The 25,468-nt window shown below is 59.1% G+C and carries 21 protein-coding genes and 5 pseudogenes; 6 read left to right on the top strand and 20 right to left on the bottom strand.

Going from position 1 to position 25,468, the window contains the following annotated elements; all coding sequences use genetic code 11:
• On the top strand, nucleotides 1–294 hold a 294-nt coding region (locus ABIB80_RS36005; RefSeq protein WP_354129293.1), incomplete at its 5' end, for a hypothetical protein.
• A gap of 81 nt (nucleotides 295–375) precedes the next feature.
• Here ABIB80_RS36005 and ABIB80_RS36000 read toward each other — a convergent pair.
• The 10 genes and pseudogenes from ABIB80_RS36000 to bioB all read right to left on the bottom strand — a co-directional run bounded on the left by ABIB80_RS36000 (nucleotide 376) and on the right by bioB (nucleotide 11,962).
• Nucleotides 376–2,295 (bottom strand): methyl-accepting chemotaxis protein, encoded by a 1,920-nt coding sequence (locus tag ABIB80_RS36000; protein ID WP_354129292.1) that lies wholly within the window; start codon nucleotides 2,293–2,295, stop codon nucleotides 376–378.
• A 982-nt stretch (nucleotides 2,296–3,277) separates the two neighbouring features.
• Entirely contained in the window at nucleotides 3,278–3,517 is a 240-nt protein-coding gene (locus ABIB80_RS35995; protein ID WP_279686294.1) for a hypothetical protein, read from the bottom strand.
• A gap of 436 nt (nucleotides 3,518–3,953) precedes the next feature.
• Nucleotides 3,954–4,157, bottom strand: a complete 204-nt coding sequence (locus ABIB80_RS35990; protein ID WP_354129291.1) for a hypothetical protein — start codon at nucleotides 4,155–4,157, stop codon at nucleotides 3,954–3,956.
• Between the two features lie 469 nt (nucleotides 4,158–4,626).
• The gene (panC, locus tag ABIB80_RS35985) at nucleotides 4,627–5,478 is read right to left on the bottom strand and encodes a pantoate--beta-alanine ligase (RefSeq protein ID WP_354129290.1); all 852 of its coding nucleotides are present in this window, start codon (nucleotides 5,476–5,478) and stop codon (nucleotides 4,627–4,629) included.
• A 13-nt stretch (nucleotides 5,479–5,491) separates the two neighbouring features.
• A complete protein-coding gene (locus ABIB80_RS35980; protein ID WP_354129289.1) occupies nucleotides 5,492–6,343 on the bottom strand; it encodes a 3-methyl-2-oxobutanoate hydroxymethyltransferase in 852 nt (283 codons plus the stop codon).
• Between the two features lie 1,219 nt (nucleotides 6,344–7,562).
• On the bottom strand, nucleotides 7,563–8,828 hold the full coding sequence (locus ABIB80_RS35975) for an adenosylmethionine--8-amino-7-oxononanoate transaminase (RefSeq protein WP_354129288.1): 1,266 nt from the start codon (nucleotides 8,826–8,828) through the stop codon (nucleotides 7,563–7,565).
• The gene (bioD, locus tag ABIB80_RS35970; protein WP_354129287.1) at nucleotides 8,825–9,457 is read right to left on the bottom strand and encodes a dethiobiotin synthase; all 633 of its coding nucleotides are present in this window, start codon (nucleotides 9,455–9,457) and stop codon (nucleotides 8,825–8,827) included. Before bioD ends, ABIB80_RS35975 begins: the two co-directional genes overlap by 4 nt.
• Entirely contained in the window at nucleotides 9,454–10,608 is a 1,155-nt protein-coding gene (locus ABIB80_RS35965; protein ID WP_354129286.1) for an 8-amino-7-oxononanoate synthase, read from the bottom strand. Before ABIB80_RS35965 ends, bioD begins: the two co-directional genes overlap by 4 nt.
• Before the next feature lie 80 nt (nucleotides 10,609–10,688).
• Nucleotides 10,689–10,915: pseudogene (locus ABIB80_RS35960) on the bottom strand (aspartate 1-decarboxylase); the annotation flags it as partial.
• 51 nt (nucleotides 10,916–10,966) lie between these two features.
• A complete protein-coding gene (bioB, locus tag ABIB80_RS35955; protein ID WP_354129285.1) occupies nucleotides 10,967–11,962 on the bottom strand; it encodes a biotin synthase BioB in 996 nt (331 codons plus the stop codon).
• A 201-nt stretch (nucleotides 11,963–12,163) separates the two neighbouring features.
• On the opposite strand from bioB, the gene ABIB80_RS35950 reads away from it, so the two are divergent.
• The 4 genes from ABIB80_RS35950 (at nucleotide 12,164) to ABIB80_RS35935 (ending at nucleotide 15,363) form a co-directional block, all read left to right on the top strand.
• Nucleotides 12,164–12,799: a GntR family transcriptional regulator gene (locus ABIB80_RS35950; RefSeq protein ID WP_354129284.1), complete on the top strand. Its 636-nt coding sequence runs from the start codon at nucleotides 12,164–12,166 to the stop codon at nucleotides 12,797–12,799.
• A 126-nt stretch (nucleotides 12,800–12,925) separates the two neighbouring features.
• Nucleotides 12,926–13,285, top strand: a complete 360-nt coding sequence (locus ABIB80_RS35945; RefSeq protein ID WP_354129283.1) for a Dabb family protein — start codon at nucleotides 12,926–12,928, stop codon at nucleotides 13,283–13,285.
• A 114-nt stretch (nucleotides 13,286–13,399) separates the two neighbouring features.
• Complete coding sequence (pabB, locus tag ABIB80_RS35940) at nucleotides 13,400–14,797, top strand: aminodeoxychorismate synthase component I (protein WP_354129282.1); 1,398 nt, start codon at nucleotides 13,400–13,402, stop codon at nucleotides 14,795–14,797.
• A complete protein-coding gene (locus ABIB80_RS35935; RefSeq protein WP_354129281.1) occupies nucleotides 14,794–15,363 on the top strand; it encodes an anthranilate synthase component II in 570 nt (189 codons plus the stop codon). Before pabB ends, ABIB80_RS35935 begins: the two co-directional genes overlap by 4 nt.
• A 1,118-nt stretch (nucleotides 15,364–16,481) precedes the next feature.
• Here the strand turns inward: ABIB80_RS35935 and ABIB80_RS35930 are convergent.
• The 6 genes and pseudogenes from ABIB80_RS35930 to ABIB80_RS35905 all read right to left on the bottom strand — a co-directional run.
• Nucleotides 16,482–16,902 (bottom strand): annotated as a pseudogene (locus tag ABIB80_RS35930) (IS5/IS1182 family transposase); the annotation flags it as partial.
• Nucleotides 16,903–17,503: 601 nt separating this feature from the next.
• On the bottom strand, nucleotides 17,504–17,677 hold the full coding sequence (locus tag ABIB80_RS35925) for an AbiEi antitoxin N-terminal domain-containing protein (protein ID WP_354129280.1): 174 nt from the start codon (nucleotides 17,675–17,677) through the stop codon (nucleotides 17,504–17,506).
• An 8-nt stretch (nucleotides 17,678–17,685) separates the two neighbouring features.
• Nucleotides 17,686–17,922 (bottom strand): annotated as a pseudogene (locus ABIB80_RS35920) (ATP-binding protein); the annotation flags it as partial.
• A 726-nt stretch (nucleotides 17,923–18,648) separates the two neighbouring features.
• Nucleotides 18,649–19,907 (bottom strand): annotated as a pseudogene (locus ABIB80_RS35915) (IS256 family transposase).
• Nucleotides 19,908–20,128: 221 nt separating this feature from the next.
• Nucleotides 20,129–20,341: a hypothetical protein gene (locus ABIB80_RS35910; protein WP_354129279.1), complete on the bottom strand. Its 213-nt coding sequence runs from the start codon at nucleotides 20,339–20,341 to the stop codon at nucleotides 20,129–20,131.
• Nucleotides 20,342–20,651: 310 nt separating this feature from the next.
• The gene (locus tag ABIB80_RS35905; RefSeq protein ID WP_354129278.1) at nucleotides 20,652–20,918 is read right to left on the bottom strand and encodes a hypothetical protein; all 267 of its coding nucleotides are present in this window, start codon (nucleotides 20,916–20,918) and stop codon (nucleotides 20,652–20,654) included.
• 249 nt (nucleotides 20,919–21,167) lie between these two features.
• On the opposite strand from ABIB80_RS35905, the gene ABIB80_RS35900 reads away from it, so the two are divergent.
• Nucleotides 21,168–21,377 (top strand): response regulator transcription factor, encoded by a 210-nt coding sequence (locus tag ABIB80_RS35900; protein ID WP_354129277.1) that lies wholly within the window; start codon nucleotides 21,168–21,170, stop codon nucleotides 21,375–21,377.
• A 277-nt stretch (nucleotides 21,378–21,654) separates the two neighbouring features.
• Here the strand turns inward: ABIB80_RS35900 and ABIB80_RS35895 are convergent.
• The 4 genes and pseudogenes from ABIB80_RS35895 to ABIB80_RS35880 all read right to left on the bottom strand — a co-directional run bounded on the left by ABIB80_RS35895 (nucleotide 21,655) and on the right by ABIB80_RS35880 (nucleotide 25,438).
• Nucleotides 21,655–22,699, bottom strand: a pseudogene (locus ABIB80_RS35895) (IS110 family RNA-guided transposase).
• Between the two features lie 255 nt (nucleotides 22,700–22,954).
• Complete coding sequence (gene tnpC / locus ABIB80_RS35890; protein ID WP_354129276.1) at nucleotides 22,955–24,511, bottom strand: IS66 family transposase; 1,557 nt, start codon at nucleotides 24,509–24,511, stop codon at nucleotides 22,955–22,957.
• Nucleotides 24,512–24,789: 278 nt separating this feature from the next.
• The gene (tnpB, locus tag ABIB80_RS39510; RefSeq protein ID WP_502918767.1) at nucleotides 24,790–24,975 is read right to left on the bottom strand and encodes an IS66 family insertion sequence element accessory protein TnpB; all 186 of its coding nucleotides are present in this window, start codon (nucleotides 24,973–24,975) and stop codon (nucleotides 24,790–24,792) included.
• An 88-nt stretch (nucleotides 24,976–25,063) separates the two neighbouring features.
• Nucleotides 25,064–25,438 (bottom strand): transposase, encoded by a 375-nt coding sequence (locus ABIB80_RS35880; RefSeq protein ID WP_354129275.1) that lies wholly within the window; start codon nucleotides 25,436–25,438, stop codon nucleotides 25,064–25,066.
• Nucleotides 25,439–25,468: the final 30 nt, after the last annotated feature.

The following is a 25,468-nucleotide window of genomic DNA, read 5'->3' as shown; positions in this document are numbered from 1 at the left end:
CCGCGGTCAGTGCAGGAAGCTACCGGAAACAAGGTTATGATTGCGCATGGAAATACCCTCGATTGCACCGCAGAAGAGAGCAGCAACCGCTGCGTTGCGCCGTTTGACCGGTCAGCACCTAAATTGATATTCAAGACCAGCGCATTATTCCTGCTGTTGTTGGGGATAAGCATTTTTGCGTCGGGTTTACGGCTCGCTCCGCCGTCTCGCGGCGGAGATAAAGAAACCGCGCATGAGAACCGTAGGAGTGCTCAGCGCTTCCGCGTTGCAGCTCTAACAGACCCGGTCTCCTAGCATTTACCCGCCGATTCCGATAGCAGATGGAAGAAAGGTCAACTTTCAGGCGTGGAGAGCTTACGACGTTGACACGCCGATTCAAGCCGCTTGAACACTGCCCAGGTAGCTGTCTAGTTCGTGCTTCAGCCGAGAGCTTTCCTCCGATAGCAGTTCGGCAGACATCAGCACCTGCATCGAAGCCCCTCCGGTTTCCTTTGCGCGGTTGGTGACTTCACCGGCGCTCGCTGCCACCTGGGTTGCCCTGGCCGCCGCTTCCTGCAAATTGAACGCAATGTTCTTGCTGGTCGCCTCCTGTTCCCCGATTGAATCGACCACGGTGATGGCGATGTCCGAGATGCGGCCGATGATGACGCCAATTTCGGTAAGCGCGACGACCGACTCAGTCGTCGCGGCCTGAATGCCGCCAATGTGCTGGCTGATCTCAACGGTCGCGTGCGCGGTTTGCGTCGCGAGCGATTTTACTTCCTGGGCGACAACCGCGAAACCTCTGCCGCGATCGCCGGCGCGCGCGGCTTCAATCGTCGCATTCAGCGCGAGCAAATTGGTTTGCCGCGCGATCGCGGCGATCAGCTGGACCACGCTGCCGATTCGCTCCGCGGCGGCCGCTAAATTAACCATGCGCTGGTCGCTGAGTTCGGCCTTGCGAACCGCTACGCGCGCCATGTTGGCGACCTCTTCGACCTGCCGGCCCACACCGGCGATGGTTGCCGCCATTTCGCCCGTCGCGGCTGCGACACGTTGAACGTTTTCAGACGCATCCTCCGATGAGGAGGCGACCTCTATGGAGAGTTGCCGGCTGTGATCAGCGGAACTGGTAAGGCTGCGTGCGGAGACTTCAAGTTTTGTGGACGCGGACGAGACAGTGTCGATCACCTTGCCTACGGCGGCTTCGAATTCGCCGGCGAGCCGGGCGATATCGGCCTTACGCTGCTCGGCAGCGGTACGATCTTGTTCGACCTTTGCGTCGAGCTCGGCCTGCGCCCTCTCGCGAGCTCTCAGCTTGAACATTTCGACTGCCGCAGCCATCTCGCCAAGCTCATCCTTTCGGCCAAGGCCCGGGAGAACCACATCGAACCGGCCGTCGCCGAGTTGGCGCATGGCTGCCGTCATCGAAGCGACCGTTTTGGCGATGCGTTGGCCGAACAGTAAGGCGAGCAGGCCAACGACCATCGTTGCAAGCCCGATCACCCAGATCAGCTTCCGCCGATTTTCTTCAGCTCGCATTTCCGCAGCCCGCGAGCGCGCGTCAGCGGCAGCCATGATCTTCACGAGCGCCGGGCGGATACGGTCGAAGATCTGCGCGAGATCGTCGACCTGGTCGCTCAGCGCTTGCTGCGTCACCATGAACGACATAAAACTCGACTTGTATGCGCGAATCAGCCCGAGGATCTGGGATTTCATCTCAGCCGGTAGGCTTGACTGAGCGAGCGCGGTTTCGAATTCCGCCGCCCGGTCAACCAGTTGATCGCCATATTTGTCTTCGCCGCGCAAGATGAAGTCTTTCTCGTGCCGGCGCATCATCAGCATCAAGATGGTCAGCCGAGGCTGGTTCAGCTCTGCCAGACGTTGTTCGACGGTGTGCACGGCTTTGCGCAGCTTGTCCTGGAATCCGTCATCTTCATTGAAGCCGAGGTTGTGTTGCGCCGAGACTACGTTCTGAAAGCGCGTTGCATAGAGATTGATCGCCGGCCGCAGGAAGGTTGCTTGCTTCAGCGGGTCATCCTCGGGCAAAGCCGTCAAAAATGCTTCGAGGCGACTCAAGTCTGCGAGCTGCCGCTCATAATTGTCCGCATACTTCTTGATCGACACTTCACTGGGCTTGCGCAGGAAATCGCTCGCGATTTGTCGGGACTCGAGAAAGCTTTGCGACAATGATGCGACATTGGCGTTGAATTGGTTGCTGTGATTCGAATCGCGCTGGACCAGGCTCGCATAATTCAGGGCGGCGGCGCAGATTGCACCGGTGACGAGGACCCCGGAAATCCCGAGCAGGGCCATTTGGCCGCGCAATCCAATGCGTAAGCCACGGCAGCCCTTTGATTGCCCGAAACTTCTCGCAGCAATTTTACTCATTTTACCCCTTCAATAAGTTCATGCCCGCGCAGTGCTTGTTATTGCGAGTGCGACGGGCGCTTTTCTATATGAGCTAAACGGGAGAGGACTTCATTCGGTCGATGACAACCTGCCAGTTAAATTACATTGATTTCAAAATCCTGAACTCGCAGTGTAGGTGAAGCACTATTGCTCAGCGTCGTGGCGAGCGAAGATTTCGACGAGCTTTGCGCCGATGATACGGAGCCAAGCTCGCTGGGAAAAAGCGGTCCGAGGCGCGCTATATCGCCTTGAGGACACGTTGCAGATCTATCAACGTGAAATCAATTTACAGGCCGATGAGATGCGAACTGCCAGAACAGCCCGGTAGTAGCTCACAGCCTGCGACACGTTGATCATTTTCGCATAAAAGATGCGAAGCATGCGCGAAAAACGCCGCCAAGCGGCGCTGAATTCGGTTGTCCGATCACTCAAGCGCGGGATCAAAGATGATTGACGCGCTCGCAATGGTGATTCTCTGCCAAGCTTGGAGCTCTCGATGAGTGATCGATCTGCTCATCTCGATACCCCTTCAAGCGTTTTCCTCCCCGACTTGGCCGCACGTAATGTTCGCGCGGCCTTTTTCCGCATCCAACAAGGTGTCGGTCGATATGCAGGTTTCAGCCGGTTTTTAACGGAAAAAACGCGTGGAACGCTGTTAGGACGGCAAGGCCAGGCCGCGGTCGCCTCATCGAGGCTCCCTTTTTAAGTTCAGGCGACGAAGTCAAGTAAGCGTGAATCTCTACTCGTCCATCGCGCTCCCATTCTGTCGACGCTATGGCCCAGTTCGACTGTCTGGGAACATCACGGCGCCTCGCCCTGGACGCGCGGTCGCCCCCTCCCATAAGCCAAACCGATCGTTTCGATTGTCGCCCGCCACTGCCGACGCTCAGTGCTGACGTCTCATCCATGACGGGACCGGATCGAGTGGCGTGCGATAGATCTCAGCGTTCTCGGGGCTGGTGACCCGAACCGCACAGCCTTTGGCCTTCAGGTCCGGATGTACAATAGACAGTTCGGTCGCGAGCTGGTCCGCTCGGTCGGAGGCAACCTCGATATTTTCGAGAATGAGGCCGCCTTGATTTTTGTACTCCTCGTCAATCACGAGATCAAAAGAGTAGTACGGCATCCGAAGGTCTCCCATTTCATCGGTTTCGGTCCTTGGGGCGCATCCTCACCTCCACTCAGGCTTCGTCAGATGGTTCCAGTCGTTCGTATGGAGAGAGATAACTAGGAGCCGCATCGGCTCTACCGACAAGACAGTCAGTTCTCAGGATTCGACTTATCAGGATCCCTTGCAGTAACATTTATCGGCTTCCTAAAAGCGAAATTCGCTGATCTCGGCCCTCGCATCGACGAAAATCTGCGCCAGCTCGGCAGAATGCAAGTTTTCCGTGCGGTCATGGCGTCAACTTTTTGGGCCAACGCGGACAAGGCAGGAGACAGTCAAAATGGCCATGTCACGCTTAAGCTCAGCATCGGTGCGGCCTCGACTAGATAGCTCACCAGTATCTTCAGAAATGTGATCTGGAAATTCAACTGAGTGGCAACATCGTGTCTGTTGTCTACGCCTCCACCCACATGGTCGGTCTTTCGGAAAGGGCTTCGCGGCCGATCTGTTTGAGGCGGTCGGACGTCGTCTCACCTCTGATGGCGGCTTCCAGAAGCTTCGAGGCGACGTAAGTGCGGGCACCGGTATTATGCGGGGAACGGCTCTCGCAGACCTCGTCCAGGATCGCGCGCAGAAGCGCGGTGGTAGCGGCATCCAACGTTTGGAGATCTCCCCCGTCCCTAGTGAGAAAGATAATGCACATTTCGCGTTTCGCGGTTCAAGTCTGTTTGATCGGGTAAGAAATCTGCGACTGCCGCGCCCCCACCAAGCGGTCTCCACCTTCTCTTTCTGCTTCTCACATGACACGTTTTCTCGGCTTGTGCCGGTGTTCGGTTGCGGCGTGTCCAGCCGCGATCGCGCTTACGTTTCGATGGACTTCACCGCATCGATGGCGCGATTGTGCTGATCGGCGAAATCGCCGTGGCCGCCATCTTCATCGCCTGAGATGGGCGGCTAATACGTCTGTCATACCGTTCCGCGAGGTCCAGCACTCTCTTCTGATGAAAGGGTCTGCTTTGTCCGCTAGATCGCGAATAATCCGAGCCCGGTCCCTGTTCGTGGACGAAAACACCCATTGCAAGCATCAGTATCTCTGAGCTCATTCCGTCGTTTTGTTGTGAGTAACGCTAAGGAGTTGGCAACGGTAGTATTACGTTGTCGATTAGACGCGTCGAGCCGACGTAGGCTGCGGCGCATAGTGCAGCGGTACGCCGAAGAGGACTCTCGGCGGGCTTGAGCGTATCAGGGTCGACAAGCTCAAGGTACTGCAGTCGATCGACCGTATTCAACTGCTCCTTTGCGATCGCAATCAGCTGTCCCACGTCGCGCTCTCCTGAGCGAAACTTATCCGCTGCGGCGAACAGCCCACGGCTGATGGCAAGAGCGCGCCAACGTTCTTCCTCGCTTAGGTAGCGGTTGCGACTGCTCATCGCGAGTCCGTCCGGTTCCCGGACGGTTTGCACGGTGACGATCTCAATTGGAAAGTTGAGGTCAATTGCCATGCGGCGCACCACCGCGCATTGCTGAAAATCCTTTTGTCCAAAAAACGCGACATTCGGCTGCACCATGTTGAATAGCTTGCCAACGACAGTCGCGACCCCACGAAAATGCCCAGGCCTGAAAGCTCCGCACATTGGTTTTGCGAGCTCGCCCGGTTCGACGAAGGTCTCAAATTGAGCCGGATAAATCTCCTGTATATCCGGCGCAAAGACGATCGCAACGCCGGCATCGCGACACAGCTCTTGATCGCGCAGGAAGTCGCGCGGATAGGTGCTGAGATCCTCATTGGGCCCGAATTGAGTAGGATTGACGAAAATGCTAACTACGGCGACGTCGCATTGCGTCCGGCTGGCCTCGACCAGCGCCAGATGGCCGTCGTGTAGATAGCCCATCGTCGGCACAAGTCCTACGCGTTTATCGGCGCTGCGAACCTCTGCGAGCGCGCGACGAAGCTCTGCGACCGTCGTGAACGTTTGCATGTTGTACTTTACATCACGTTGGATTGGAGGGTGTCCAGTTCGCGACCGTGTCGCGAAGGCCTTCAGGAAGCCGACAGGACTCTTGCGGTGTCGGGAATGCACCGTTGCGGACATCGGCTGCCCAACGCGACAGGGCCTCTTGCAACAACTGGAAACCATTGGCATAAGCGCGAACAAATTTGGGGCGATGACCTTCAGTCAATCCCAGCACATCGTGAAAGACGAGCACCTGGCCTGAGCAGCCAGGACCCGCACCGATTCCAATGGTCGGTATCCTCAGGGATTCGGTCGCTCGCGCCGCGAGCTCAGCCGGAATACCCTCCAGGACGAGAGCGAAACAGCCGGCCTCCTGTAGATGGTGGGCGTCATCGAGCAGGCGCAAGGCGTCATCGGAGTTCCGGCCTTGCACCTTGACCCCCCAGGGGTGAGGCCGAGGTGGCCCATCACAGGAATCTCGCAATCGATCAGGGCGCGCACTATTTCGATACGCTTGGCCCCCCTCGAGCTTGACAGCGTCGGCCCCGCGCTGCAGGAAGCCTCCGGCATTACGAATCGTCTCCGCTGGACTGAGATGGAAGCTAAGAAAGGGCATATCGGCCACGAGCAAGACACGAGGCTTTGTGCGTACAACGGCTTCGAGGTGATGGTTCATCATCGCCATGCTGACCGGCAATGTATCATCGAATCCAAGACAGACGTTGCCGACGCTATCCCCGATAAAGATGACATCTACGATCGGATCGGAGATGCGTGCTGTAACCGCGTCGTACGCGGTGGTCATCGCGATACGACGGCCCTCCTCCTTCCATCGCTGCAGGAGTGGAATCGTGACGCGTTCAACAGGCAGCTCTGAAATGTGGCTCATCTTAGATCGCGATCCACCCCGCATCCTTGGTAGTCGGCGCTTCCTTGGGAAGGCGAGAGGAAGCTGTCAATGGGGAGACGGAAAAAGGAAACTACCTGTCAACGGTCACGGACAGACGCATCAAACCCTCCAATGATCGCGCGGTCATCAAATAAGAACTTCTCAGCCGTTCCTCCTCATGCGGAGCGGCTTTGGGTCGCGCTGGCGCACACCGCGCGACTCAGCCCAGCTCAAACCGAGGGAGGCCGCTCAGCCGCGGACGGCTCGTCGGCATGCGCGGCAGTGTTGATCCATGACATCGAGGCCGCCCCGAGCTGAAGCCAGAACGAAGCCGCACCAAGCAAGGCTGCGAGCCCAAGAGGAACGAGGTCTTTCGTGTCGGAATTAGAATCGGCACGCGCGGTAAGGTACGAGAAGGCGATATCCATTAAGTGGCAGCGTCAGTAGCAATCGTAGTTGCAATATTCTCTCCGCGTTACCACCTCTCGCAGCGTAACCCGGACCAAAGGACCGGGAACATTCGGTGCAGGTTCTGTCGCCGCGCAGGGTCCTTTGATTCACGAGTATAAATTTCATAGCGTGGCCCCGTTAAGCCATGTATTAAGCCGCTCGCAGCCAGCGAAACCATTGATGGTCGGCCTCCCGGCGCGCCTTGAAGCGGTCGACGCATTTCTTGGAGCAAAGGGCCGTACGCCAGCAGTAGTAGCGGATCAACCCGAATCTTCCACCGCATACCGCGCAGCACTTTACTGAACCGTGGTGCGAACCATGAGAACTGTTGCGCATTTCTCGCCTCTCTGGATTACGTGGATAGCCCCCTTTCCTTCGCTGCAACACCACGCCCGCACGGGAAGTGCGGCGCGGGCGATGCCTAGTCTCGCGGCTTGTACGGACACCGGGCGCAAGAGTTTGAGCTCTGACTTGCGCCTCCCTGGCGAGGCGACACGCTCCATCGGCGTGCTTCGTTAGCCAAGTATTGATTACCAGATCTAACGATATTTCGATCTTGATTTATGCAATGAGTTACGCGTTGACGGTTGAATCCCGCGTGCGGGCGGCTTTCCTCGACGGAATTCAGCTGGTGATGGTGGCGTGCCTACAGCAACTCGTCTGGAGTTATCAGAACCACCCTCTTTGCCTTTACGCGGTCAAAGCGTGGTAATCCGAAACCCGATGGCCGAACCTTGGATTCCCCCTCGCTGAACGCGCCAAGACCACCTTAAGCTAGCGCATCGGCGGCATCTGTGATGCCGAGATAGATTTCATCAAGATCTGCCCCTGTGACGCAATATGGTGGCATTACATAGATCGTATTGCCGAGCGGGCGCAGCAGCAAATTTCGGTCTTTGAAGAAAGCCTGAAGCTTCGGACCGACCCCCGCGAGATAGCCTGCATCCTTCGTTTTCACATCGAGCGCTGTGATCGTGCCGCTCCGACGGACGTTTGCAAAGCGCGGGTCGGCGCGGAATGACTCAATTGCCTGCTCTTGCATCGCCGCGACCGACGCCAGGCGGTGGCGAGATTCCGGATCTTGCCAGAGATCCAGGTTGGCCTTTGCGGCGGCGCAGGCAACTGGATTTGCCGTATATGAACTCGAATGAAAGAACGTACGTGTCCGATCTTTCGAATAGTGCGCGTCGAAAATATCCGCTCGACATAGTGTCACCGCGAGTGGAAGCGCCCCTCCCGTGAGGCCCTTCGAGTAGCAGGCGATATCGGGACTGACATTAGCTTGCTCGCAGGCGAATAGTGTTCCGGTGCGGCCCCAGCCCGTCATGACCTCGTCGGCAATGAACAGGACATCAGAGGCCTCGCAGATCCGCTTCATCTCTCTTAGCACCCACGCTGGGTATATCAGCATCCCACCTGCCCCCACAATCAGCGGCTCCACAATAAAAGCGGCGGGCATTTCGTTTCGACAAGTCGACTCCAGCGCGTCCAGCGTCGCCTGTTCACGACCGCTCGCAGGAAACGGGATTGAGGTCACGTCGAACAGGAGGGGAGCGTACGGCGCGTTGAACACCCCTCGGGCACCGACCGACATCGCACCAATTGTGTCCCCGTGGTAGGAATGTTGCATCACGACAATGCTTCTTCGCGGTTTTCCGATGCGGTGCCAGTAGCCGACTGCCATTTTTAGCGCCACTTCCACGCTGGTCGAGCCACTGTCCGAGAAGAAGACATGCTCGAGGCAATCGGGTGCGAGCTTCAAGAGTTGCGCAGCAATCTCCTCCGCCGGTTCGTGGGTGTAGCCTGCGAAGATGATCTGGTTGAGCTTGCCTGCCTGTTCCTGGATGGCGCTCACGATATGTGGATGGCAATGGCCGTGGGTCACCACCCACCAAGATGATATAGCATCGATGATTCGACGACCATCAGCGGTGTGGAGATAGGCGCCATCTCCACGTATAACTTTTGTCATCTCCGCTTGGAGAGCGTGTTGTGTGAACGGATGCCAGATCGGCGACTTCGGCTTCGTCCTCATTGCTTGAATTGATCGGCACGGAACGAGCTTCTAAAGGCGGCCTGCAGCGTGTCTGCTGCGAGGGGAGCCACCCAGGGCAATCGCCCTAACCAACGCGCCCGCCCAATCTCCCGAATTGCGATCTGGGTCTCAGCATTTGGTTCCCCAATGAAGGCAATGCCAAGAATAGGGATCTGGCGCTTTCGCAGAGCCTCTATCGACAGCAGCGAATGATTGATGGTGCCCAGTGCCGTGCTCGCGCAAAGCACGACCGGAAGCCGCCATCGCTCGAAGACATCAATGTAGAGTGTATCGCCCCTCAGCGGGACCATCAAGCCGCCAGCGCCCTCAATCACTAACGGTCGCTCCCCGGTGTCCGGCACATCGAGCAAATCTGGCTCAATGCAAATTCCATCAATTTCAGCGGAATGATGAGGCGAAACGGGCGTTTGAAGGCGATAACGCTCCGGCACGATGCGATCGGACGAGAGATTGCCCAGTCGCGCGACGAGCTCGGCATCAGTCTCTCCTTCGAGGCCGGCCTGAATCGGTTTCCAATAGTTCGCGCCGAGGAGATCGGCGAGCCCCGCGGAAAACACCGTCTTCCCGATTCCCGTATCTGTGCCTGTGACCACGATCTGCTGCCTCATCGCGCTTCACCTCTGGTCTCCTCGAACAGAGCATCGAGCATTGCACGCACGTCATCCTCCCCAACGTTGAGCGTCAGTGAAATTCGCAAACGCGCCGTGTCCGCCGGCACGGTTGGCGGCCGGATTCCTCGGATATCGAACCCGCGAGCCTGCAGTCTTGACGCGAGCCGCATCGCTCGTGCGTTGTCGCCAACGATATACGGCACGATTTGCGAGGCCGACGGATTTCGCCAACCGCGCAAACCCATCTCCCGATGCGTGAACGCGACCAGCTTGGCCAGACGCTGCTGCCGCTCAGGTTCATGTTGCAGGATGAAGAGTGCCTCCCGCACGGCGACAGCCATCAGCGGTGAGGGGGCGGTAGCGAAGATAAATGGACGGCAGCGATTGACCATAAAGTCGCGTAGCACGCCGGAGGCAGTGACAAGTGCACCTGCCGCACCGAGCGCTTTGCCGCAGGTATGAACGACCAGGAGATTGTCGCGTCCCTCATAAGGCGCGGTGAGCCCTCGTCCCTGCTCTCCGTAAACGCCTGTGGCATGAGCCTCATCCACCATCAGGAACGCGTCGTACCGGTCCGCGATCGCAACCAGGCCTTCGAGCGGGGCGAAATCGCCATCCATGCTGTAGAGACTTTCGGCCACGATCCAGACGCGACCCGTTCCGCCCTCGGCACGCCAGTCACGAATTGTGTCCTCGACCGACTGGGCGTCGTTATGGTCGCTTATCCGAAACTCGGCCCGGCCAGCTCGCGCGCCTTCATGAATACTTGCGTGCACCAGAGAATCGAGAACAAGCAAATCGCTCCGCTGTGGCAGCGTTGTTAGGACAGAAAAATTTGCGATATACCCGCCACCAAAGAAAAGCGCCGTCTCCGCCCCGAAGAACTGAGCCGATTCTGCTTCGAGAGTTTCGTGTTCGTCGCAATTGCCGCGCAGAAGCCGCGACCCGCCGGCTCCGATCGGTGTGCCGGCTTCTAGCGCGGCGTAAACAGCCTTTTTCATCCGCGGCGCGCTCGCGAGCGCCAAATAATCGTTCGACGCAAAATCGATGCCCGCGCGCGGCTTGAGGCCACGCAGCCGGTTGTCTACCTTCAGGGCATGCAAGGCCGCGACATAATCGCCAACTTTGGCTTTGTGGATTGAATTCATTCTGCACTCGCAAACTAGCGGTCGATCTCGCGAAAGTTCTGATGGCCGCTAATAATTTTGTCTGCGGGCATCGCGAGTCACGCAGCCGCTCCGTTCAAATCTATGGTGCCAGATCCGCGGGGGCTTCCTCCACATAGGCGGCGAAGCGCGCTCCGGTTTCGATGTTGTCGATTTCGACGCGTTCGTTGATCAGGAATCCTGCCGCATCCAGCAGTGCACGATCAATCGAAATCGAGCCATCACTGTGCAGATCGGCTTCAGTCACCGAAGCGCGAAGGATTTTGCCTTTCATCAACACAATCTGCATTTCTCACCTGAACCGGAGTCTGCGCACAGCGTGCTCCTTGAGCTGCTTCAATCAGGCAAGCCCGGACGTGACGCCGAGCCGGTCCAGTAAATTCGCGTCGCGGTCGCGCCGCGGGTTCTTGGTGGTCAACAGCACATCGCCGATGAAGATCGAATTCGCGCCGGCCAAAATGCACAGCGCCTGCTGTTCATCGGTCATATACTGCCGTCCAGCGGACAACCGCACGACACTCTTAGGCATCATTATCCGGGCGGTCGCGACCAGGCGCACCAGCGCGATCGGATCGGGACGCTCCGCGATGTCATTGACCGGCACGCCCTTGACCTCGTTCCACAGGTTAATCGGCACGCTTTCCGGATGGCTGGGAAGATTGGCGAGTAGCACGAGCATGCCGAGCCGGTCCTCGACGCGCTCACCCATGCCGACGATACCGCCACAACAGACCTTCATGCCGGCGTCGCGCACGTGTGCCAGTGTGTCGATGCGATCTTGCAGGGCGCGGGTGGTGATGATCTTGTCGTAGAACTCGGGCGAGGTATCGACGTTGTGATTGTAGAAATCGAGCCCGGCCTCGGAGAGCCGGGTGGCCTGCTTCGACGTCAGCATGCCGAGCGTGACGCAGGTTTCCATGCCAAGGTCTTGAACAGCGCTGATCATGTCGCAGACCTGATCGAGATCTCGGTCTTTTGGACTGCGCCAGGCCGCGGCCATGCAGAAGCGCGTCGCGCCAGCGTCCTTGGCGCCCTGGGCGATGGCGACCACTTCGGCGCGATCCATCAGGCGGGCGGCTTTCAGGCCGGTGTCGTAATGCGCGCTCTGCGAGCAGTAGCCGCAGTCTTCCGGACAGCCGCCGGTCTTGATGCTGAGCAGGCTTGCTGTTTCGACGTGGCTTGGATCGAAGTTCTTCCGATGAACGCTCTGCGCCTGGAACATCAGGTCGGCAAACCGCAGGCCATAGAGCGCTTCGGCCTCGGCGCGCTGCCAGTCATGGCGGACCGGCGCGCTGTTGCGCCCGTCATTCCGTTCCACTCCGACGGCAGCAACCATAAGTCTCGCCTTTCCTTAAGTATAGATAATCCTGGCTATTATCTATAATGTGGCCGCCCGTTGCCTGCTTTGCCTCTTCGACATGAAACATAAGCGTATGCCGACGACCAAAGACTGCCAAAGTCTGCAGGGATTGCAGAAACTCTGCAAAACGAGCGGGCTTATGCCGATTATCGACGGAGGGGTAATGATAGATAATCTATGATGACTGACGAGAACACGACGGTTGCGGTGCGCATTGCGGAGTCAATCGGTGAGCGCATCATCAGGGGCGCGCTGCAGCCAGACGCCCCACTTCGGCAGGATCATGTCGCGCGGGAATTCAATTCCAGTCACGTCCCGGTCCGCGAGGCTTTTTGGCAACTGGAGGCCCGACATCTTGTCGTCACAGTGCCCCGTCGCGGTGTGCGGGTTGCCCCGCTCGACACCAATTCAGTGAAGGAGATCGCCGAGATGCGTGCTGCGCTCGAAGTGGTCGCGTTGCGCAATGCAGCCCCAAAACTCACATCGGCCCATTTGGCACGGATTGAGCTCGCCCTGATTGAAGCAGACAATGCCCTGACCATTCAGGAGTTTGAGACGGCCAACCGCGCCTTTCACTACGCGCTGGTGGCGCCCTGCGCGATGCCGCGCCTACTGGCGAGCCTTGACGGACTACAACTCGCAAATTCACGATTAGTGTTCGCTATGGCGCGAAGTGTCGGCTGGCGACCACGATCCAACCAGGATCACCGCCTAATTCTGCAGGCACTTCGAGCGCGCGGCGTTGATCAAGCCTGTAACCTGCTGGCACGCCACATTCAAACGATTGAGCGCCTTGCCCTTCCCGCTTCCTGAGCATGAGCTTCGTAGAAAACTGCGGACTATCGCAAGGGCGTCACACTACCGCTTTGGCGAGCGTTGCGGCGGCCTCGATCCTAAGCTAGGTATGCGACCTACTTCCGAAATTACTAACGGCTATCCATGATTCGTCACATCGTCTTGTTCACCGCCAAGGATAAGGCCCATATTGACCAAATCGTCGAAGGCCTATCGGTACTCACCACAATCCCACATGCAAGCCGGCTCGAGGTTGCTCGCAATCGCAAGTCCGACCGGTTCGGCAACGATATTGACGTTGTGGTCTACGGTGAGTTCGACAACGAGACGGAACTCGCAGCTTACAAGGCGCATGATCTGTACCAGGAATCGATCAGGCGGGTACGACCGCTCCGGGAGCTACGGTTCGCGGCGGACTACAATGTATCAACAGATGCGCGTTTGGCGCCGACGGCAGCGAAGCGCCAAGTTACTCGGCGCACTGTGTCCACGGGCGGGGGTTAACCTGACAATCGATTTCAAGAGCCTGCGGGTCCCAGACGAGCGTCGCTCTCGTTGGGGTCGAGATCACAATCGGAGCACACCTCACAACACCGGTCGTTGGTGACTGACAGTCCCATGCACGTCCGCGAGCTGCAGTGGATTGAGCCGGTCACAGCGATGCGATGTCTCACGCATCGAGCACACCTCACGTTTTTCGATAGCGCAGCAAGGCATGAGTTGCTCGGGCGCTACTCATATCTGACTTGCGACCCGTTCAGCACCTACATCGTCGCGGACGGACAAGCGAGTTGCAACGGAGAGGCTCTCGAGGGCGATCCATGGGAAGTCCTTCGCACCCTGCTCGCCAAGTATCCGCAAGAGCATCGTCCTGATCTCCCGCCGTTCCAGGGAGGCGCGGCCGGCTTCCTTGCTTACGATCTGAACAGGACTCTGGAGCGATTGTCGGCGCCGACGATTCCCGGTCAGCGTTTGCCCCAATCCATCCTCCATTTCTATGACGTGGTCATCAGCTACGACCACCATGACAAGAGATGCTGGGTCGTTTCTACCGGATGGCCGGAGCAGGATCCCTCACGTCGCGCCGAGCGCGCACGGCGTCGAGCCGACGAGTTTGCCGCAGCATTGCTTGCGGGCCCAAAGACGTCGGGGAACGACTCACCCGGCCGAGCTGCTGCATGGCATTCGAACTTCAGCCCTGAGGGCTACATTGCGGCGATACAGCGCGTCGTCGAATTGATTCTGGCTGGAGAGGTCTTCCAGGCCAACATTGCGCAGCGCTTCAGCGCCCGCCTGTCGACCTCATTTGATCCTCTTGCCTTTTACTGCCAGCTGCGGTCATTGAACCCGGCACCCTTTGCAGCCCTCCTGCGCTACGGCAAGCTCACCATCGCATCGAGCTCGCCGGAACGTTTCCTGAGGCTCGAGGGACGACAGGTCGAAACGCGCCCCATCAAAGGCACGATCGCGCGTTCCGCGGATTCCAAGGAAGACCAGCGCCGCGCTGAAATTCTAGTCGCGTCCGAAAAGGACCGTGCCGAGAATACTATGATCGTCGACCTCATGCGCAACGATCTGTCGCGCGTTTGCACTCCACATTCGGTCGAGGTTCCAGCGCTGTGCGGCCTCGAATCCTATGCCTCAGTGCACCACCTCGTATCGATCGTTACGGGTGAACTTGCAGACGACCAAGACGCTATTACCCTACTTCGAGCCTGCTTTCCTGGCGGCTCCATTACCGGGGCGCCAAAGGTGCGGTCGATGGAAATTATCGCGCAAATAGAGCGGACGGCGCGAGACGTCTATTGCGGGGCGATTGGCTTTATCAGCTTCAGCGGGCACATGGACACGAATATCGCGATCCGCACTGTCACGATCGAGGACGACCTGGCTGTGTTTCATGCGGGTAGCGGGATCACGGCGATGTCAAACCCAGAGGCCGAATACGAGGAGACACTCGCGAAGGCACAGCGAATCTTTGACGCATTTCGTGTTGAAACATCCGGTGCATCTTGATTGTCATCATCGACAACTACGACTCCTTCGTCTTCAACATTGCCCGCTATTTCCGCAAGCTTGGTGAAGCAACGGAAGTGATCCGGAACGACGTGGTCGGCGTTAGCGATCTCGTTGGCCTCAAGCCGCGCGCAGTAGTTATCTCGCCCGGTCCCTGCGGTCCAGCTGAGGCCGGAATATCCACCGCCGTCGTCCGCGAACTTTCGGGTCAAGTCCCTATTTTAGGCATCTGTCTCGGTCACCAGTGCATTGGGAGCGTTTTCGGCGGTCAAGTGGCGCGTGCACGTCGCCCTATGCATGGTCGATCCTCCTACGTAACGCATGATCGCCGAGGGCTATTCAAGGAACTCCCGTCCCCACTTCGCGTCGGGCGCTACCATTCTCTCGTTGTCGAGGTCGATGAGTCATGCGCGCCGCATCTCAGGGTGACAGCGCGTTCGGAGGAAGGCGAGGTCATGGCCCTCGCACATCGATATCACCCAACTATTGGTGTGCAGTTCCATCCTGAATCGATACTTACCCAACAAGGGCACGTGCTTCTGCTCAACTTCTTGCGACTCATATAGTCTTCCAAGGGGTGAGGAGCTGAAGTTGCGTCACGCGCATGGGCTCTATCGGGCTGCTCAGAATCCCGCTCCGAACGGTTGATCTCTTCGATTGGAGTAGAGCGACGCCGCGGCGTTCGTTCGACGGCACAAAACGCGTTCAGCATGCCGAGTGTGCCGCCCATCAGGATGGCAAGGAAAGTTGCCGCCGCAGGATCCCGATTGAGAGTGCGCGCCGACAACGATGCGGCTGAGGACCGCGGCCGAAGCAATTACTGCCGAGCGGCAGCGCCGAGCACAGGCGCGCGAACGGGTCATCGTCGACCGGCGCGCCGAGGTCGTGAGGGGCGATGTACGGGACGTGTGAACGCCGTCAGTTGGCGACGATGCTAGGGCCGATCGTGCCTGCGAGCGGACAGCCGCAGGTGCGAGCGCGGCCGCGCTTCGACTGCAGCAATGGTCTGATCAGTGTTCAATGATGACCGCGCCCGGGTTAAATAGGATCCCGGCGATATCGACCAGGAACCCAAGGAACAGATAGACCGAGCGGAAGATCATGACGCAGACCTGGATGAGCGGCATGTCGCGTGCCGAGACCGCTATCGATCAGACGACGCGCAAGCCCTGGATACCCACAATCGACAGTTTGAGACCGCTCTTGCTCTAACACTTGGCCGCTGGTGGCCCAAGGTCTGGCTTCCTTCAGATGCGTGCGATACGGACCAGCGTTGGCCTCACGCGAAAGCGGCCAACGATTTGAAGGCGGATTGGCAGCCCACTGGTCGTTTGTGCCGAAGCCAGAGCGCTTCGTCCTCGACATGAGGGCTGCTGTACCTGGGGCGAACTCTCTGACGAAACTGCGAGCACTTCTTGAGCAGCAGCGCCACAACTGAAATTTTTTCTGCCACCGCGTGTCAAAAACCTGGTCCTCGTGGCCGCTTCCGCCCAAGGCCCGCTTTTTTTGCTCCTCGAACAGGTCATCGGACTATAAGCCGACGGCAGCGACCGGATGCAGATCTACTGGCGTCCGACGAAAACCTGCTGGCAAATAGTCGTCCGTTAGCAAGTGGGAATTAGGGCGACAGGGTTGCGAAGGCGCGCCAAAGGAGGATCAGGATGGAGCGCTAGAGCTTCCAGCACCAGGCGAGGATGCGGCGGAAGTTTATAGCCGACAGCCGAGAGGATGACGCTAGCCACAGCGGCCTTTGAAATAGCAGGGGCCGAGTAGCCACAGGCCTTTAGCTGTCCGATGATGGTTTTGATAGCGCTGCGGCGACGCAGCTCGCGCTTGATGACACCGAAGATGCCGCTTCTGGCCAGAGATGAAGGTTCGGTGGGATTTCGTGCGTCGACCGCTCGATCGCGCAGTCGTTGAGTGTCTCGGTTCGGACGATGAGCTCCCGCAAGGTGTGACCGTCGTACGGGTTATGGGGGCAGCGCCCTAACGTGCAGCACGAAACAGGACAGGACACGGTGGTTGTTGGTGATGATTGAGCCTTTGACTGCAAACTCACTCTTGGCGATGCGCCTCATCGACGGTGCAGACCTCGACCTCACTCTGGGGCGATGCCGACCGATGCCAGGTGCTCGTCATGGCGCGGATCGGGGCATCGACATGCATCGACCTCGGCATAGGTGATTGTCATCGGCGTCTCGCACCGTAGGTCTGCGCGAGCTTCGGCCCCAACACGGCGAGCGCCGCCTTGCAGTCGGCGACTTACATCGCCCGACCGCCGTGGAGGATGGTCTTCAGACCTGGCGCGGGGCAGCCGGCTCCCTCTGCCGCGACCGTCAGGCGCCACACAGCGCGGCGAAGAAAGAGATGCCGTTCGCGCTTTGCGGTCAGCTCAAGAATCTCGTCCGGCTCGAAGCAGCTGCTCACCCGAACAATCTGCGTGCCCATACCGAGCACATGGGCCCCCTTGTCGACGAGCGAGCCTTGCGAAATCGGCCGGAATGCAGCAGTGCCTCGCCACGGGCGATCGGGTTAATCTCGGCGAGGTAGTTCAGCGCGCGCTGGCAAGCAGTTTTCGATGGCTCAGCACCGCACTTGGGAGGCTCCGACGCGAGCACTTGTGAACAGGCGTCCAAGGTTTAACCCTTCGCCGTTTGCTGGATCAACATCTTAGTTCGCCGATCGGCGTCGGAATCCCACGCTGATTTACAGGCGCTCAAGCAACGTCCGAAGCGATATGGCCGATTTCTGCCATGTCAGGGTGCCAAGCGGGCGCTTGAAAGTTCCACGCGTTGGCTGAACCAGCCAGCCAGCCGAAACGTACTGGCTGCGCAGACCTGTCGAATAGCGATGCTTCGTCATCCACTCGGGATCGAGCAACCATGGGTGATACGCGGCAGGGTCAGCACGCTTGCCGAGCCGGTGAGCAAGCAACCCTCGCCAACCGTCTTCTGTATCGCCAGCAGCAGGTCCGGCGCACGCTGGATCTCGTCGATGATGGTGGCTCGGTCCAGGCCCGATCAAACCAGCCGGGTTGCACTCTGCGGCTCGAGGACCGTCTGATCGCCGAATGTAATATAGGTTCGGCTGGCCCGGCGCGGTGACGCAATCAGGATCACCGGGATATCCGAAAGGGCTTCTTCCGCCTAACGTTCTACGAACCGCTCAAACATGCGAACTCCGAATCCCGGTCGATCGGAACTATTGATATCGGTTGATTGGAAATCCATGAGAAGGGCGATCTAGACCCACTCCGGCACTTCCGACAGTTCACGCAGAGCGAACGCGGCCAATCGAGGCGCCGGAAGGGAAGCGCGGCCAAAAGAGCCGCATCGGAATCTTGGCTACATTTTCCAACCCAAATTTGCTCTGTTGAGAATTCTAGCACTTCCTGAAGACTGCGTCGTCTACATCGAGCGAAACGACGACGTTGGCTTCCTCAAGCGCAAAGCGCAGGGCGACCATCTCTCGGATCTTTCGACTGATTCTGGAAATCGGTGTGTATCTGTTTGGTTCATTACAAGTCCACGGGAAAAGCTGGATCCAACGCATACTTTCTGCTCGTTACTACCGCAGTTATTGCGACAGGCTCTTTCTTGGAGCAGTTCGCCGACACAGATGCCGATGGCGACGCGAGGGCTAAGGTGCGTCTCACGCACTGGCAGCCAGTCGGTCGAAAGAGATCGCCAAGGTGAAGGCTGACCTCGCGGACCTAAGCGCCGAGGAGGCTAGCGACTTCTATGCTCGCATCACCATCTTCCCGGATACACCGCGTATCGACGAGATTCGGCAACTCATCAAGCGGCGCCTGATCACGAGCTATCGCCAAAGTTTGGTGACGGCCGGGCCGGTCAGGCGGCGGCGGTTTTGGGCTGACGGTCGGTCGGCTTGGTGATGACCTCGATCCCGTTGTTGAATGTCACACCGAGAATGAGTTTTGGCAGCTGGTTGTGGCCATCGAGACGACGCCAATTTTTTTCTGGGCGGCCTCGACCAGTTTGAAGACCATCGCGAGCGCGGTCTTGTTGGATAGACAGCCCTTTGATCGGAGCGTGCGGTGGCGCACGGTGGCGAAGGTGCTTTCGATGGGTCGCAGGTGTTTCCAATGCTCGGCCGCGAAGTCGTAGAATGCGAGCAGCGTGTCTCGATCCTTGCTCAGGCAGTCGGCCGCCTTCTCGTATTTCAGCGCGTAGCTCTCGATGAAGGCGTCGAACGCCAGCTCGGCGGCGACCTTCGTTTCAGCCATCCAGATCTCCTGCAACGCGCGCTTGGCTTTCTGCTGCTGGCTCTTCGGCAGCTTGGCGAGCACGTTTGCAGTCTTGTGTACCCAGCAGCGCTGCTCGCGCGTTTTCGGCCAGATCTCGCCGGCGGCTTTCCAGAAGCCGAGTGCGCCATCGGCGATGACGAGCCGCGGAGGCACGTCGAGCCCGCGCCGCTTCAGATCGAGCAGCAGATCGCGCCAATCGCGCGCGCTCTCCCGGGCACCATCGGTGAAGCCGACCAGTTCCTTGCGGCCTTCCGGCGTCGCGTCGATCAGCACGAGGATGCATTGCTTTTCGTCGTCAAGGCGGGCTTCGAGATGGATGCTATCAGCCCAGATGTAGACGAAACGCTTGGCCGACAGATCGCACTTCTGCCACGCGGCATGCTCGGCGAGCCAGCCGTCCTTCAAGCGGCCGATCGCGGAGGCCGACAACCCGGCAGCATGCTTGCCAAGCAGCGCCGCCAGCGCCTCGGAAAAGTCGCCGGTCGAGATCCCCTTCAGATAGAGGACCGGCAGCAGCGTCTCGATCGACTTCGAGCGGCGCATGTAGGGCGGCAGGATCGACGGCGAGAACGGGATGCGGCCAGGATCGGCAGCGCCGGCCTTGCGATCGCGTACGCGCGGCTGGCGGACGGCGACCGGACCGATACCGGTCGTCACCTCGCGCTCCGGCAGGTGGCCGTGGCGGACGACGCGCTGGTGGCCGTCCGCGGTCTTCAAATCGGCATGCTGGCCGAGAAATTCTGGAACCTCGGCTTCGACCGCCTTGGCGAGAAGGGCACGTGCCCCGTTGCTCAAGATTTCCGTGAGTTGATCGTCGAAGATTCCTGGCTGAATCAGTTGGATGCGTTATCGTTGAACACGGCATATCGCTCCTTCGGTGGAGAAGTGGAGGCGTCTAGCACCCCCACGATATGCCGCCTTCCCGATTCTCGCCGTCACCAACTTTGGGCGATAGCTCCCTGATCACCGTGAGGCGCCAGTCACGACAGAGCCTCTTCGAGCGGCTTGAGGGATGGTGGCTGAATCAAATTGTAGAGTTTCTGACCGGCCACGTACCGAGCCGATCAGGGTTCAGAAGGTGACGGATAGTCGCGCACCGCATCGACAGGATAAAGTGGGCGGCAGCCGACGTAACGCCATTTCAGCGCGTGGTTCGGATCCCGCCGCCACTGCTCCAGCGCGCCGGGCGTGCGCCGGATAACCGCCGCGGCCTCTAATGCCGTCGAATTAGAGCTGCCCGGCAGCGTATTGATATCCAACGTCGCCGACGGCGGCATGCCACGGTTCTTGCGACGGCGCTTCGTGGTACGCGGAATTATCCGATTACTTGGACGGCCCTAATGCCTGGATCGGAGTCTTTTCGCCCTTGCCGCTCATGCCTCCGCCCCGAACGATAGTCGGTATGAGGCTATGAGATTGTAGGCTTCTCCGGCAAGAAACAAATATAGAGCGCAGGTATGACCGCTGGATAGCTGTGGCGTACAAATAGGACGGATCGCAACCCTTTCTGACGCCCTCCGACATCACGCGATGCAAGTGATCGGTGCGGATCACGAGTGGATCAAGCATCGCGCGGCGACATTCGAGTCAATAGTGTCGCCCCGCACCGTGCTCCGCATAGCGTGAATGACTTTGATTTTGTTCGATGTCCGTTATCAACTCATCCAGTGTCAATGAGCCGTCGGGCGATTTACGCGAACAGAAGCGGTCCTCCACGCCATTATCGGCCATGCCCACAACCTCTGGCTTGGAGCCGCGACGATGTCGTTGGGTCCGCTCCGCCTCTTCCATTGGGTCATGCAGAAAGCCGCGCTGGAGCAAGCGCGGGACATAATGCTGGCGCTTACCAGCCATGAGGAGACCTATCCCAGGCCTAGGTCAGGTCCCGGACGTCAAGTGTGCCGTTGTTGCAACCACTGCTGTCGCGTTTACGACGTATGTCGCAATCGCTTCGATAGCCGATGGTGCTGCAGTTGGATCGGCAGCTTGCCAGGCTGATCGGTGCTCCTCAAGGCTTGTCTTGGCAGGAGCGTTTGCGATCTCCGTCGCGTGGTACGGCATTTGCTAATCTCGTTCCAGTCGTCCCGGCTCCAGGAGAAACACATGGTCGATGTGCAAGACGTTGTGCTGTCCGCACGAGAAAAACAGTGCTTGCAGTGGGTAGAGGAGGGCAAGTCATCCTGGGAAATAGGGGTGATATTGAGAGTCAGCGAGAACACCGTCAATTTTCATCTCAAGAACGCGATGCGAAAGCTGGAAGTGACCACCCGAATCCAGTGTGCTATCAAGGCGCGCCGCCTCGGGCTTATTTGAACTATTGGAGTGCTGCTGTTGTCAACTTGCGCCGACGGCGACTATAAACATCCGGTGATAGGACTACTCCATGAGATGGGATCCCATCTGCCGAGAGTAGCGGGCCGTTGTGAGCGCAGCGGTATAGCTAGTCGGCCGTGAGAGATCCTGATTTTCAGGCTGATCGTCCCGTGGTTTTGGCGAGAGTGCCGATGATTTGCCACAACAAACGCCCGAGCCAGCAGATCAGGCGGCGGAAGTTACAGCCAACGTGGATCTTCCTTTCCGGGCCTGTTTCTTATGCGGTGCGGCCCAAGAGGTTGGCGTCGTAGTCACGGCCCTTTGCGAGCATGCTCCAGGCCATGCGCGCGAGTTTTGCGGCCAGGGCAACAACCAAGACATTGGAGTGGAGCCGCTTGGACGCTGCCTCCAACCAGGCTCCGAAGCCATGCCGAGGCCAACTCTGACGCTGCAGAAGTACGGCTCTGGCGCCTTGAATGAACAGCGTTCGCAGGTACCGATTACCGCGCCTCGATATGCGCCCGAGAATGGTTCGATCCCCGGTCGAGATTTGCTTCGGTACCAGACCAAGCCATGCTGCAAAGTCCCGGCCCTTATGGAAGGCATCACCGGTTCCGATGGCGGCGACCATCGCGCTTGAGATGATCGGCCCGACGCCGGGCGCACTCATTAGGCGGCGACAGTGTGGATCTTGATCAGCGAGTTCGTTGATTTCTTTCGTCATTAACGCGACCCGTCGGTCGAGATGGCGCCAGTCCTCGGCCAAGTCTTGAATGAGCTGGATCACTCGAGGCGATAAGTTGTCTTTTGGCGCTGAGAGAATTTGAGGAAGTGCCAGTCGGAGCGCTGCCGCTCCTTGCCGGACTGGCAGCCCTCGCTCGAGCAAAAAGCCTCGGATCTGATTGAAGACCGCGGTTCTTTGCGTCACCAATCGACTGCGAACTCTGTGCAGTGCCTGCAAGTCAAGTTGCTCGGCCGACTTCAATGGGACAAAGCGCATGGTCGGGCGCTGCGTCGCCTCTGCGATGGCTTCGGCATCACGGAAGTCATTCTTGTGGCCCCTTGAGGTATGGCTTCACATACTGTGCCGGCAAGAGCCGTACTTGATGGCCTAATTTCTCCAGCTTGCGCCCCAGGTGGTGTGCTCCTGAACAAGCCTCCATTCCGATCAGGCAGGCTGGAACATTAGCCAGCGACTGCTCAAGCTGATTTCTCGATCGCTTCTTGCGTAGGATGATTGCACCCGTGGCATCGAATCCCACCACATGGAATGTGTTCTTGCCTAGGTCGATACCGATCGTGACAATGTTCGTATGGGACATGGCTCGTGCTCCTTCTCTTGCCGGGGCTTAACGTTGCCGCTGAGAGCGGGCGTGGTCCATGCCATTAACTCGTAAGGACGATGCGCCCTTGCCCTTGCCCTTGCCCTTGCCCTTGCCCTTGCCCTTGCCCTTGCCCTTGCCCTTGCCGATGCACTCCGTCTCCGGCGCGTGCAGCGAGTAGAGCTTCGGGCCACGCTGGTGCCGCTTCTGCTCAAGCCCTTGTCGCGCCCGCGCCGTAAGCGCTCAGCCGGGGCCCTATTGAGCCTGGCTTGACGCCTTGCGGAAGCGCCACGGCATGAGGTCGCCGATTCTGCTATGGGGATGGCCGTCGATGATCGCCTCGAGTGTTTCGGCGATGTAGGCGGCCGGATTGACGTCGTTGAGCTTGCAGGTGGCGACGATCGACGCCAGCAAGGCCCAGTTTTCTGCCCCGATTTCATGACCGGCAAAGAGAGCATTTTTTCTGGCCAAGCAGACTGGCCGGATGGCGTTCTCGACCGGGTTGGTGTCGAGCTCGAGACGTCCGTCTTCGAGGAAGCGGGTCAGCCCCTGCCAATGATTGAGGGCATAGCGGATGTCCTCGGCGAGCGTCGAACCGCTGGAGATCATTGACAGCTGTTTCCCGAACCACGGCTTTAACGCGGCTACCATGGGCAGCAAGTGCTCCTTGCGCGCGACCAACCGGATGTCTGGCGACGAGCCGCGCACCATGGCTTCGATGGCGTAAAGCTGTGCGATGTGCCGAACGGCGGCATGTGCGATCGGCGATTTGCTGTTCCGGGCCAACTTGACAAAGCGTCGGCGCAAGTGACTCCAGCAATGCACGAGCGTCCATGGCCCTTGCCGTCGAGCGACTTCGGTCAGTCGGTCATAACCCTCATAGGCATCGCATTGCAGGAAGCGTCCGCTGAAGCCATCCAGGAACTTCTCAGCGAAGGCACCGCTGCGACCGGGGGCATATCGGAACAGCACGATCGGTGGACATGGGCCGCTGTGGCCGCGGTCGTCGGAGACGATCGCCCAGAAGTAGCCCTTGTTCGTTTGGCCCCGCCCGGGATCGAGTACTGGGGCCGTGGTTTCGTCCATGAACAGACGATCCGCGATGGCCAGGCGGCGGCACATGTGGTCTGCGATGGGCTGAAGATGGAAGCAGGCGCGGCCGGACCAGTTGCCCATTGTCGCCCGATCAAGGCGGATGCCCTGGCGCGCATAGATCTCGGCCTGACGGTAAAACGGCGTATGGTCGCCAAACTTGGAGACGATCACGTGCGCGATGGCCGCTTCGGTCGGCAGCCCGCCGGGCACGACGTGCTCCGGTGCGTGCGCCTGCACGACGGCGCCCGAGCAGCGGCGACAGATATATTTCGCGCGGCGCGTGACCAACACCCGCCATTGCACTGGGATCACATCGAGGCGTTTGCTGACGTTCTCGCCAATCTTCGTCTTGGCGCCGCAACCCCACGGACAGAGCGTGCTCGCAGGTTCGATGATCCGTTCCACTCGCGGCAAATGGGCAGGCAAGCAGCCGGGACTGCGATGAGAACCTTGATCCGGCGCGCTCCGCGACCGACCCTGGATCACCGCCTCGGCTCTTTCCTGCGCGGCGTCCAGGATGCCTTGTGCGGTCTCCACGTCTTCGAGCGGCAAATGATATTGATCTGATCGTAGCTTCTCGGAGTTTGCGCCGAACTTGTCGCGTCGCAATTCGCCGAGAATGTGAAACGCCATCCGGAACTGCCCCCTCAGTTTTCCATGGCGCGCGACACCGAGAATGACCTCCAGCCGACGCCGCGCTTCCTCCGACGCCGCCAATGCCCCCTGATGCTCGCTCTAGGTCGCTTGCGTTTGCGCCACAAGCGCTTTCAGTTTTTCATTTTCGTCGCGCAGCGCCGCGATGCTCATGGGCTATTTCGAGCACATCGTCGCCGCGCATGCCACGTTCAAAATAGCTTCCGAGTCATTCTGCCGCAGTCATCCCGCCGCTTGCGGGCGTCGCGCTTCCTCCGGGCGGACCAGCCTCCATCCAGACCCTCGAATAAGGCCGCGAACATCGCCGGCGACATGCGCATCGCGCCGTCCGCGATCGCTGGCTAAACGAACTTGCAACCTTCGAGGCGTTTGTGCACCAACACCAGGCCCGTTTGGTCCCAGACCACAATCTTGATCCGGTCCGCTCGTTTCGATCGGAACACGAAGGCTGCGCCACTGAATGGGTCGAGACGACACATCTCCTGCACCTTCGCCGCAAGCCCATCATGGCCACAGCGGAAGTCGATCGGCCGCGTTGCAGATCTTCAGATCAGCACCGGCCGCAATCATCGTGACGCTCGCAGCGCGCGGATCACCCGGGACAGCTGTTCGGCATCAATGGCCGTATCCGTTCCGCAGCACGACATCACCGATCGCGATCTCAAGCTTGATCGCCCGAGTCTGACGCTCCTCCAACGCAGCTTCCACGACCAGCGGCGCGAATGTCGGCGGGGACGCCTCGCACGGCGGCAACATGCCTCGCTGTCGAAACCGCCGTCGCCAATCGTAGATCTGCCAGCGCGTCGCTCCGTGCTTGCGCGCAACGTCGGACACCTGGGCACCGGGCAACAGACTCTCCGCGACGATCCGAGCTCTCTCAGCTTCCGAACGCACGCGGCGCCCCGACGGTCCTTCAAGAACTTCCAGCCGACTCACCAACCGCGCCGATGGGCCGTCCGAATGGACGTCCTTTTTGCTGTCCAATCCCATCACAAACCTCCGTCCAAGCCGGAGGCTTCT

Origin of the sequence: Bradyrhizobium sp. i1.15.2, assembly GCF_040548425.1 — a bacterium.
Classification (GTDB): Bacteria; Pseudomonadota; Alphaproteobacteria; order Rhizobiales; family Xanthobacteraceae; genus Bradyrhizobium; species Bradyrhizobium canariense.
This window is presented reverse-complemented; position numbering and strand designations above follow the sequence as displayed.

What these genes read in the sequence shown, in the direction of transcription:
- ABIB80_RS35945 (WP_354129283.1), top strand. Translation starts at nt 12,926, where the DNA reads ATGATTCGTCACATCGTCTTGTTCACCGCCAAGGATAAGGCCCATATT.
- bioB (WP_354129285.1), bottom strand. Translation starts at nt 11,962, where the DNA reads ATGGTTGCTGCCGTCGGAGTGGAACGGAATGACGGGCGCAACAGCGCG.
- ABIB80_RS35950 (WP_354129284.1), top strand. Translation starts at nt 12,164, where the DNA reads ATGATGACTGACGAGAACACGACGGTTGCGGTGCGCATTGCGGAGTCA.
- ABIB80_RS36000 (WP_354129292.1), bottom strand. Translation starts at nt 2,295, where the DNA reads ATGGCCCTGCTCGGGATTTCCGGGGTCCTCGTCACCGGTGCAATCTGC.
- ABIB80_RS35965 (WP_354129286.1), bottom strand. Translation starts at nt 10,608, where the DNA reads ATGAATTCAATCCACAAAGCCAAAGTTGGCGATTATGTCGCGGCCTTG.
- ABIB80_RS35910 (WP_354129279.1), bottom strand. Translation starts at nt 20,341, where the DNA reads ATGCCGCCGTCGGCGACGTTGGATATCAATACGCTGCCGGGCAGCTCT.
- ABIB80_RS35980 (WP_354129289.1), bottom strand. Translation starts at nt 6,343, where the DNA reads ATGAGCCACATTTCAGAGCTGCCTGTTGAACGCGTCACGATTCCACTC.
- bioD (WP_354129287.1), bottom strand. Translation starts at nt 9,457, where the DNA reads ATGAGGCAGCAGATCGTGGTCACAGGCACAGATACGGGAATCGGGAAG.
- ABIB80_RS35975 (WP_354129288.1), bottom strand. Translation starts at nt 8,828, where the DNA reads ATGAGGACGAAGCCGAAGTCGCCGATCTGGCATCCGTTCACACAACAC.
- ABIB80_RS35880 (WP_354129275.1), bottom strand. Translation starts at nt 25,438, where the DNA reads ATGGGATTGGACAGCAAAAAGGACGTCCATTCGGACGGCCCATCGGCG.
- ABIB80_RS35900 (WP_354129277.1), top strand. Translation starts at nt 21,168, where the DNA reads ATGGTCGATGTGCAAGACGTTGTGCTGTCCGCACGAGAAAAACAGTGC.
- pabB (WP_354129282.1), top strand. Translation starts at nt 13,400, where the DNA reads ATGCACGTCCGCGAGCTGCAGTGGATTGAGCCGGTCACAGCGATGCGA.
- ABIB80_RS35905 (WP_354129278.1), bottom strand. Translation starts at nt 20,918, where the DNA reads ATGGCTGGTAAGCGCCAGCATTATGTCCCGCGCTTGCTCCAGCGCGGC.
- panC (WP_354129290.1), bottom strand. Translation starts at nt 5,478, where the DNA reads ATGCAAACGTTCACGACGGTCGCAGAGCTTCGTCGCGCGCTCGCAGAG.
- ABIB80_RS35995 (WP_279686294.1), bottom strand. Translation starts at nt 3,517, where the DNA reads ATGCCGTACTACTCTTTTGATCTCGTGATTGACGAGGAGTACAAAAAT.